We start from the raw sequence: 8,656 nt of genomic DNA on the forward strand, positions 1-8,656 counted from the left end.
AAATGATGGTATCCAGGATAGGCCTCGGTCACGTCGAGCACCTCCTGCACGGGAATGTACCGGCCGCGGTGGTAAAAGCCGAGAGGGGACTGCCGGCGGTTATCAAATACCACCTTGACCCGCTCCTGGATGGGATCGATTTCATCTCGCGCAATCCTGTCGAGGATTTCATCTTTCCTTAGACGCACGGCCTCTTATACCTCCCCCTATCATCTCAGGCCTTAACCCCTAACGCCAGGTAATAATCCGGTCCCTCATTGACCTCTAAACTTCCTAGGCCCGCGGCCGCCAGTAAGGCTACCATTTCTTGCCGAGGAGGGATCTGGTCGCCGCCCACAACGCCTCCCAGCGACCGGTGCAGATTATTAATTGTTTCCCGTGCCGCCGGATGACAGATGATCACCCGTCCGCCCGGTTTGGTCACCCGGGCCATCTGCTTCAGCGCCTTTAGCTTGTCCGGAAAGTGAGGAAAGGCCGAGTTGCAGATCACCTCGTCAAAGGTAGCCTCCGGAAAAGGAATCGCCATGACGTCGGCACAAACCAATTCCACATTGGCGGGAAAGCCCTTGGCCTTTGCCTGTTCCAGCATAGCTTCGGCTATATCCATGGCCACCACCCGGCCGTTAGGACCTACGGCAGCCAGCAAATAGGGGATTAAAATCCCGGTGCCGCAACCCACGTCTAACACCGCACTGCCTGGAGCAATATTTAACCACTTAACCATTACTTCAAGTTTGGCCCGGTCTTCCGGCGTAGCCAGGCGGTCCCAAATAGCCGCCTTGCTGTTGAAATACTCGCGGTGAGTTAACATTCCGTGTCAGCCTCCTGTAGTTGTTCATCTTCTTGCCACCGCTTCACCTTTCGCTTGGGAGAAAATATAGTAGCCAGGACAAAAATAAGAGCCGAGGTAAGGACAATAGCTGCCCCGCTGGGTATATCCAAGCAATAAGAAACAGCAAGGCCAACCCAGCAGGAAAGGACGCCAAACAGCGCTGCCAGGAAAAACATTTTCTTCAAGCTGTAAGTGAGCTGGTAAGCAGCAGCGGCCGGATTCAAGATCAGGTTAAAGATTAACAGACCCCCGATACTGCGCAGGGAAGCGGTTACAGTGGCACCGGTCAGAAAGAGAATGCTGTAAAAGATGACATCAGCGGGTATGCCCACCGCCTTTGCCATTTCCCGGTGAAAGATCACTGCCTGGATCTCCTTAAAAAAGAGAATAATGAGACTCACGACCATAGCAGCCACGATTGCCAGCAGCCGGAGGTCGCCCGTGCTGACCGTAAGGATGCTGCCCCAGAGAAGCTCTAAAGCTTGGGTTTTAGGGCCGGGCAAGAGGCCCATGAACAGAAAGGCCAGCCCCATGGTAACGGAAAAGATGATGCCGATGGGGGTGTCCAGGTTAAACTCTCCCCTATCGGCCAGAGGCCCGATAGCAGCCGCCCCCGCCAGACTGAAAATGATGGCTCCTGCCAGGGGTTCAAACCCCATCCAGGCGGCAAAGAGAGCCCCAGCAAAAGCAGCGTGGGAAAGGGAAACTCCGATAAACGAAAGGTGCATGGTAACCACAAAAACGCCCACCAGGGAGCAGGCTACCCCAGCCATGAACCCGGCAAGAAGGGCATCTTGCATGAACCTGTAGCTCAGGATGGACATTTCAAGCTCCTCTTCCGTCCCCGCTAACCAAATCCTCTGGCTGCGGAAGATCAAACAGCTGCTTCAATAGCTTTTCCTGGAGAAGCAAATGGGGCGACCCCGCACTCCAGATGCGCCCCCTTTTCATCAGCACCACCCGGTGGCACAGGCCATCCAGCCCCGCCAGGGAGTGGGTAACCATCAGAGTGGTTAATTTCCGCTCCCTGTGTATACGTTGAACCAGGCGCAATATCTGCTCCTTGGCCCGCCGGTCCAGGGACGCGGTGGGTTCGTCCAAGAGGAGAATAGTTGGTTCCTGGGCCAGGGCCCGGGCAATGGCCACCCGCTGTTGCTCACCACCGGAGAGGTGACCGATGGGGCGGTCGGCCAGGGCAGCCATCCCCACTAGCTCCAGCAGCTGGTCCACCACCCGCCCATCACTCGGCCCAGGCCGGCGCAAAAGACCTAGCCGACCGTAGCGCCCCATCATCACCGCTTCCCTGGCCGTCACCGGCAGGCGAGGATCGATGTCCGGTAGCTGAGGCACATAGCCGATCTGGCGGCGCAAGGCCGTCGGGCAGCCTCGGGCTAAGTTATGGCCCAGCACCCAAACCTCTCCCTGGAGCAAATGCCCTAGACCGTTTACCAAGGTCAGGAGGGTTGTCTTCCCTGCCCCATTGGGCCCGATGATGGCTACCAGCTCCCCCTCTTCAACCTCCAGCGATACGCCCCGCAGCGCCACGTCTTCGCGATAGGACACAACCGCGTTTTTAATTTTTATAAGTACAGGCGCCATGGTTGACTCTTCGCTTTCCTACTTGGGAAGGGCTCCCAGCAGCAACTCTACGTTTTTCTTTAGAGCTTGCTCCCATTTCTCTGTCCCGGATAGGCCACCGGGGAAGTTGGAAATGGTAACCCTGGGTACTCCCAGTTCCTTAGCAATGCCGGCCCCTGCATCTGGTCCGCTCTGCAGGTTATCAATGACTAATTTCACTCCTGCGTGCCGGCCCTTATCTACCAACTCCCGCACCTTCTGCGGGGTGAGCTCCTCAGGCCGGCCATAAGTACCTACAACCTCAAAGCCAGCCCAGCGGACAAAACCTTCCTGCTGGTTGGAGCAGAGCACCTTAATCTTCCCTACTCCCGCCGCCCGCAGGCGGCCCTCCATTTCCTGGGCTACCTTGGCTGCCTGGTCGGCAGCTTTTTGGGCATTGCCCTGGTAAAATTCTCGGTTGGTCGGGTCCTTCGCTCCCAGGACATCAGCTACCGCCCGCAGCGCTTGCTGCCATACCGGCGGCGCCATCCAGTTACCGTTTACTGACACCGGTACCACTTGAAGCTGGGGGTTGTGAGCCGAGTCCACTAGCTCTTTAGTGAAAAGCTGGCCCTGCCAGTCGTGCATGAGGAAGACCTGAGCCTGGCTGAGCAAGGCCACGTCTGATGGTTTGATGTCAAAATGGCCCGGGCAGGAGGCCGGCGGGATAATATTCTTTACCTCCACCCTGTCCTGGCCTACTTCCTGGACGGCCGTCATTAAAAGGGAGGTCCCGGTCACCACCTTAAGCTGGCTGGCCGGTTGTTTAGAATTGCATCCAGCAGCAACAAACAGCGAAAAGAGGAACAAAACCATAGCCGCTGCCATTAGGCGGAGGCGGCCCCTGGCGCTTGGGAAAAACATTGTACCTACCCCCCAACGTTTCTGGATGTAGTTCTGGTCGGGAGCTTTTCCTGGTAAACAAAAAACCATGGAAGAGCTCCGCGCTGGCGAAGAACCTCCATGGTTCTCTTTCATGATCCTATTTGAGCAAGCCTTAAGGTGCTACAACCTCGCCCGGCTACATGCCAGGCTAACTACTGGCCTTTGCATCTTTATATTCGCTACTGGGTCCATAATTCCTTCTTCCTTTCGCTAAATATGCCAACAATTTGACCATGGTGTACATAGCCCAACGGTGGTTATACTTGGCGCTGGCGATCTTGTCCGGGTCTGCCAGAAACACCTCCCGGTTCTGGGCAGCTAATCTTTCTAATTGTCCCCGGGCCTGCTTGAATGAAGAGATATGGTTGCAAGGCCTCCCTCAGGTAACGCTCCCGAAGCGGGGCGAAGTCGTAGTATAGGGACAAAGTGTGTTCCTGAAAGGCCGCCCTTTCGTCCTCTCTTTTTTCGAACAGGCAGATTCCATTTCGAAGCACGCTGTACTTAAAGGAGAGGGGGCGTGGTTCAGTACGCGGACATCGATGGGGAAGTGTACCAGTTCTTCCAGAGCATTCTCCAGGGCCAATTCGTAATAGATACCTGTTCCTTTCGGTAGGGGGGAGAGAAAAACAGCCAGATCAATATCACCGAAAGTCTCCTTATCCTGGAAGGAGCCGTGGAGGTAAGCGAAACTGATTTCCGGCCGGGCAGAAAGCAGTTCTCGGATTTGGCCCACAATTCTTGCCCTTTTGGCAGGAGCCAACCGGTACCGTTGTCTCAGCAACGCCTTCACCTTCCTTTTCACGCCGGAATAGGGCAATTCTTAGCTGGCGGGCAACATTTTAACACAGCCAAATGGTGTCCACCAAAAGAAAAAGACCTTTCATTTTGATTTTACCCCGGCAGTTTATCTCTTCGCCACCAAAGTTGGTAATACCTACCTTTATCATGAGATATCTTGTAAGACTTTCGGTGGCCTTCATCGACCCCAGAAGGGGGATTGCCTGAATAAAGCTCCACTCCCAAGCATATACAATCATCTTAAGTAATTCCAACGTTTGTTATGACTTCTGGCCTTGGCCGATTGCTTCCGCCCCTAAATCGGAAAAACATTAATCGCATCCGGCGGGATATGACAGAAAACTTTGCTGCCTGGCAACAGGGGATGATGATTGTTTTCCCTGGCAGCGACCAGAGCCACCAGCCTTTCGCCTCCATCGACAATTATCCTGGTAAACAACCCTTTGGGGTAGACCGCCAATATTTTTCCTGGCAAGCAGTTCTCAGCTTGTGGCGAAGTGCTCACCAGGATATGTTCTGGCCTGATGGAGAAGTCTACCCGGCCAGTCAAATCCGTCTTAACTTCCAGCAGTGCCTTACCCAGGGAGACGTATTTCTTGCCGTCGCGAACAATGATCTCGCTGGAAAAGATGTTTTCTGCTCCGACAAAGCGGGCTACCGCTGCCATCTTGGGCGAGCTAAAGACTTCTTGGGCTGAACCCACCTGGAGGAGACACCCACGCTCTATTACGCCGATGCGCTCGGCCAGGAAAAGAGCCTCCTCGAAATCATGAGTCACATGAATAGTTAAAGTTCCAGTAATTTGGTGGAGGCGCTTTAGCTCCTGCTGGAGCATTTCCTTGGTACAGGGGTCCAGTGCCGACAGGGGTTCATCCAGCAAAAGAACCTGAGGCTTCATTATTAAGGCACGAGCCAAGGCTACCCGCTGCTGCTCGCCTCCGCTCAAAGTACAGGGAAAACGCGGGAGCAGGTGGGCAATGCCCAGCAGGGTCACTATGTCATCCAGTTCTTTTTTTATCCGCTTTGTAGGCAACCTTCTATTCTTCAGCCCAAAGACAATATTCTCCCTGACGTTTAAATGGGGAAATAAGGCATAATCCTGGTAAACAAAACCAAACCGCCTTTTTTCCGGCGGCCAGGTGGTAATATTTTCTTCGCCCAGCCATATTTCCCCAGCGTCCAAGGAGTGCATGCCGGCAATAACCTCAAGCAGTATGGTTTTGCCGGCACCCGTGGGTCCCAGGATAACAAAGTACTCTCCCGAAAATATCTCCAGGGAGATATTCCGGAGTTGGAAACTGCCTACCCTTTTCGTGATGTGGGATAGCTTAAGGCACTGTCTTGATGCTCGCTCCTTCACAGCCCCGGCACCCGCTCATAAAGTTTTATCCCTGCCTTTTCAAATAAGGCCAGGGAAATTACGGCTATCAGGATCAAGATGGCTGCCGAAGCCATCAGGGCCTCCATATCGCCAGTAGCCATATTCAAATATAGGGATATGGGTAAGGTTTCCGTTTTAAACCTGGTGGCACCAGCCAGCATGAGGACCGCGCCAAATTCCCCAAGAGCTTTGCCCCAGGTAATAATCAGCCCGGCCAGTGCATTATTTCGAATTAAAGGCAAAGTCACCTTTAAAAAAGCCCGGGCTGGGGTACATCCCAAGGTCCTCGCCACATATTCTAGGCGAATGTCTGTGCTTTCAATGGCAGCCTTGAGGACGGTGATCAGGAAAGGGACATTGACAAAAAACTGGGCCAGAATAATCCCCGGCACGGTAAATACAAAACGCAAACCCATCCTAGCCAGGGTTTCACCAAAGGTCGTGGTTCCAAAAAGCAAGAGCAGGCAAACACCGGAGACGATGGGCGGCAGGTTCAAAGGGATTCTTAAAAGATTGGCTATTATACCCTGGCCCGGCAGAGAATAGCGGGCCAGGGTATAAGCTACTGGCATAGCTACCAGCAAGCAGGCAACCGTCGAAACCAGAGACGTAAACAGGCTGAGCTTAACGGCAAAGACCAGCTCCGGCGTCTTTAAGGATGCAGGAATATAAGGCAGGCCCCTTAGCAAGACGGTACCCACGGCAGCTAAAACAAAGAGCACCAAAAGATAAGTGATTAGCACATTGCCCACTCTAAAAAGTTTGGCCACCAAGGTCCCCCCCTGCAACCTTACTTACTGGTTAACCGGCTTATAACCCCATTTGGCCCAGATCTGGTAGGCCGGTGGCGAAACTATAAATTCAGCCAGTTGCTGGGCCAGCTCTTTTTCTTGAGAACAATTAAGGACGGCTACGGGTACGGTTTTGACATAATCCTTGAGTTCGGGCACAGGGATGAGCTCAATCTTGTCTTTTGTCCCCTGGCAATTTTCCTCCCAGATTATGGCGGCATCAGCCTGTTTGGTGCTTAAATATACCGCCAGTTCATTTGCCGTCGGTGTCCTGACCACCACGTTTTTGTTTACTGCTTCCAAAAGACCGTACTTTTGCAGGAGTTGGTCAGCCAGCTTGCCGATGGGATTGGCCTTTGGATCCCCCAAAGCTACTTTTACTCCCGGGCGTTTCAGATCGGCTAATTTGTGGATGCCGGCAGGATTCCCCTTAGGCACAGCCAGTACCGGGATGTGCTCAACAACATTCTTTTCCCATGCAACCAGGTTTTTCTCTCTAACAGGCTTTAATTCGGCTATATCCCCTGGTAGGTAAACGTCGCCCTGATTGGTTAACAGGATCTGGTTGTTGAGCTGGGCTGCACCGCCAAAAGTATAGGTCACCTTTATCCCGGTCTCAGCTTGAAAGGCAGCGCCGATTTCCTCTACCGGTTTTTTGAGCCCGGCACCGCTGTAGACTAAAAGAGACTTGGCATTGTTTGCCCCTGCCTGACTTGACTGGTTCTCCCGGTCCTCGCCGTTACCACAGCCGGTCAGCGCTACCGACCCAAGCAAGAAGAGACATAGCAATAGCGTAGTAGGCCTTAAACCCTTCACTTTTGTTACCTCCCGTATTCTGAAAAATCAGTGCCCGCAAAAGCAGTACTGCTCGTAGCCCAACAGGTGGGCAATGCCAGCAATGGTAACCCCGTAAAAGATGACCGGTTTCTTGCCGATTATGCCGGCCAGGGTATCATTTACCACTGTAGTGCCGGTAGCTAGCACCAGGTCGCTCCAATCAATGATTTCGGCCGTGAAGCTTACGTCTTCTATCATTACCCCGCATTTATGCTGCCCGATATTTTCCGGGTCTAGGTCAGTTACCCGGATAGGGAAATGGCTGGCTAGCCTTTCCACCATGGCAGGCTGCAAGCCGATGAAGGCAATCCTGGGATTGCCAAACCGCTCTCGGACGTAGGTAACAAGGTTGGCAGCGCACTGGCCTGGTTCTTGGTCCCGGCAGTGGATGGTCTTGTCCACCAATTTTAGATGCCGCAGGACGGCATTCAAGGTAGCGACAAATATGGCCCGCTGGCAATTGTCGCCCAACTCCAGGGAAAGAACTTCTTTTAACGTACCCCGGTAGCTCCCCGGCATATCGGTATATGCCTGCCCGCAAGCGCCCTTAAAGGTAGCCTGGATCATTACTTCTTTACCCTTGAGTAGCGGAAAATCCTGGCGTTCCGGCCTGCCGATGGCTTCCTCAGGGGTCAAGGACCTAGCACTAACCACCTGCACCTCTTCCTCGCCGGTAAGGCCTTTGGCTTCAATTACTTGCCCGAAACTCTCCTTCACGCCCTCCAAAAAGCCCACCTCAACATCCCTCCGCTTTATTCAAGTAAACTAAAAACCCCGTCTCCAAGGAGCGGGGTCTGGCCTAGAAGCCATAATGTCTAGCTTATAACTAGCCCCCTCCTTTTCAAAATCCGGAAGGCACACCCGTTTCCAGGCATACCCCGTGAGCTCAAGGCCCAGACCAACCAGCCGTGAGCTAGCGCTGGCTTGATCGCTAGCTGGTAGGCTGATAGGCTCGGAGGATACGAATCTCTTATGCTGTTTTTGCCATGGTCAACAATTCCACTGCTCACTAATCACCGTTGCTGCTCTTGGCTAGGTAATCCTCAATGGCTTTATGCAAAGCCTCTGCCCCTAGATTGGAGCAGTGGATCTTGGGGTCAGGCAATCCACCCAGGGCCACAATTATGTCCATGTCGGTGAGCTTAAGAGCTTCTTCTAGCTTAAGGCCCTTGGCTAAATCGGTAAGAATGCTGCTGGTAGCGATGGCTGCAGGACAACCGAAGACCTGAAATTTTACATCAGTTAGAACACCATCGTCCACCTTGATGTAGATTTTTAGGTAATCGCCGCAGCTGGGATCACCGACCAGACCTACGCCGTCAGCGTCCGGGATCTCACCAACATTGTGAGGGTTGATAAAGTGCTCCAGTATCTTCTGGCTGTATATGGGAACCACCTCTAGTCAGACAGCAGGCACGATTAGGTCTATCCACTCACCAATCTTCTTGCCAGTTGCCCCCAGTCTGCACTCCCTAGTATAAAACTATAAAGAGCATATGTCAATATAGCGACGAC

At 53.3% G+C, this 8,656-nt stretch carries 11 protein-coding genes and 1 riboswitch (1 of these 12 cut by a window edge); all 11 genes read right to left on the bottom strand.

What is annotated here, in order from left to right; translation table 11 throughout:
* Positions 1-188: the 5' portion of a formylmethanofuran dehydrogenase subunit E family protein gene (locus H5U02_05385; protein MBC7341865.1), read on the bottom strand. Its footprint begins 667 nt before the window's first position; 188 of the gene's 855 nt are visible here — the first part of the coding sequence; its start codon is at positions 186-188; the stop codon falls past the left edge of the window.
* Positions 189-214: 26 nt separating this feature from the next.
* Positions 215-811, bottom strand: coding sequence for a methyltransferase domain-containing protein (locus H5U02_05390; GenBank protein ID MBC7341866.1), 597 nt, complete (start codon positions 809-811; stop codon positions 215-217).
* Entirely contained in the window at positions 805-1,656 is an 852-nt protein-coding gene (locus H5U02_05395; protein MBC7341867.1) for a metal ABC transporter permease, read from the bottom strand. Before H5U02_05395 ends, H5U02_05390 begins: the two co-directional genes overlap by 7 nt.
* A 1-nt stretch (position 1,657) precedes the next feature.
* A complete protein-coding gene (locus H5U02_05400; protein ID MBC7341868.1) occupies positions 1,658-2,431 on the bottom strand; it encodes an ABC transporter ATP-binding protein in 774 nt (257 codons plus the stop codon).
* 18 nt (positions 2,432-2,449) lie between these two features.
* A complete protein-coding gene (locus tag H5U02_05405) occupies positions 2,450-3,313 on the bottom strand; it encodes a zinc ABC transporter substrate-binding protein (GenBank protein ID MBC7341869.1) in 864 nt (287 codons plus the stop codon).
* A 400-nt stretch (positions 3,314-3,713) separates the two neighbouring features.
* Entirely contained in the window at positions 3,714-4,115 is a 402-nt protein-coding gene (locus H5U02_05410) for a nucleotidyltransferase domain-containing protein (protein ID MBC7341870.1), read from the bottom strand.
* 312 nt (positions 4,116-4,427) lie between these two features.
* The gene (locus tag H5U02_05415) at positions 4,428-5,492 is read right to left on the bottom strand and encodes an ABC transporter ATP-binding protein (protein MBC7341871.1); all 1,065 of its coding nucleotides are present in this window, start codon (positions 5,490-5,492) and stop codon (positions 4,428-4,430) included.
* Complete coding sequence (locus H5U02_05420) at positions 5,489-6,286, bottom strand: ABC transporter permease subunit (GenBank protein ID MBC7341872.1); 798 nt, start codon at positions 6,284-6,286, stop codon at positions 5,489-5,491. The genes H5U02_05415 and H5U02_05420 overlap by 4 nt, the downstream gene beginning before the upstream one ends.
* A 21-nt stretch (positions 6,287-6,307) precedes the next feature.
* The gene (modA, locus tag H5U02_05425) at positions 6,308-7,120 is read right to left on the bottom strand and encodes a molybdate ABC transporter substrate-binding protein (GenBank protein MBC7341873.1); all 813 of its coding nucleotides are present in this window, start codon (positions 7,118-7,120) and stop codon (positions 6,308-6,310) included.
* Between the two features lie 27 nt (positions 7,121-7,147).
* Positions 7,148-7,876: a hypothetical protein gene (locus H5U02_05430; GenBank protein MBC7341874.1), complete on the bottom strand. Its 729-nt coding sequence runs from the start codon at positions 7,874-7,876 to the stop codon at positions 7,148-7,150.
* Between the two features lie 83 nt (positions 7,877-7,959).
* A riboswitch (molybdenum cofactor riboswitch) is annotated at positions 7,960-8,111 on the bottom strand.
* A gap of 39 nt (positions 8,112-8,150) precedes the next feature.
* On the bottom strand, positions 8,151-8,528 hold the full coding sequence (locus H5U02_05435; GenBank protein ID MBC7341875.1) for an iron-sulfur cluster assembly scaffold protein: 378 nt from the start codon (positions 8,526-8,528) through the stop codon (positions 8,151-8,153).
* Positions 8,529-8,656 lie beyond the last annotated feature (128 nt).

It is taken from the genome of Clostridia bacterium, from assembly GCA_014360065.1.
Classification (GTDB): domain Bacteria; phylum Bacillota; class DSM-521; order Neomoorellales; family JACIYF01; genus JACIYF01.

Excerpts from the sequence above, each read along its gene's own strand:
- H5U02_05400 (MBC7341868.1), bottom strand. The coding sequence starts at position 2,431 with ATGGCGCCTGTACTTATAAAAATTAAAAACGCGGTTGTGTCCTATCGC.
- H5U02_05390 (MBC7341866.1), bottom strand. The coding sequence starts at position 811 with ATGTTAACTCACCGCGAGTATTTCAACAGCAAGGCGGCTATTTGGGAC.
- H5U02_05405 (MBC7341869.1), bottom strand. The coding sequence starts at position 3,313 with ATGTTTTTCCCAAGCGCCAGGGGCCGCCTCCGCCTAATGGCAGCGGCT.
- H5U02_05395 (MBC7341867.1), bottom strand. The coding sequence starts at position 1,656 with ATGTCCATCCTGAGCTACAGGTTCATGCAAGATGCCCTTCTTGCCGGG.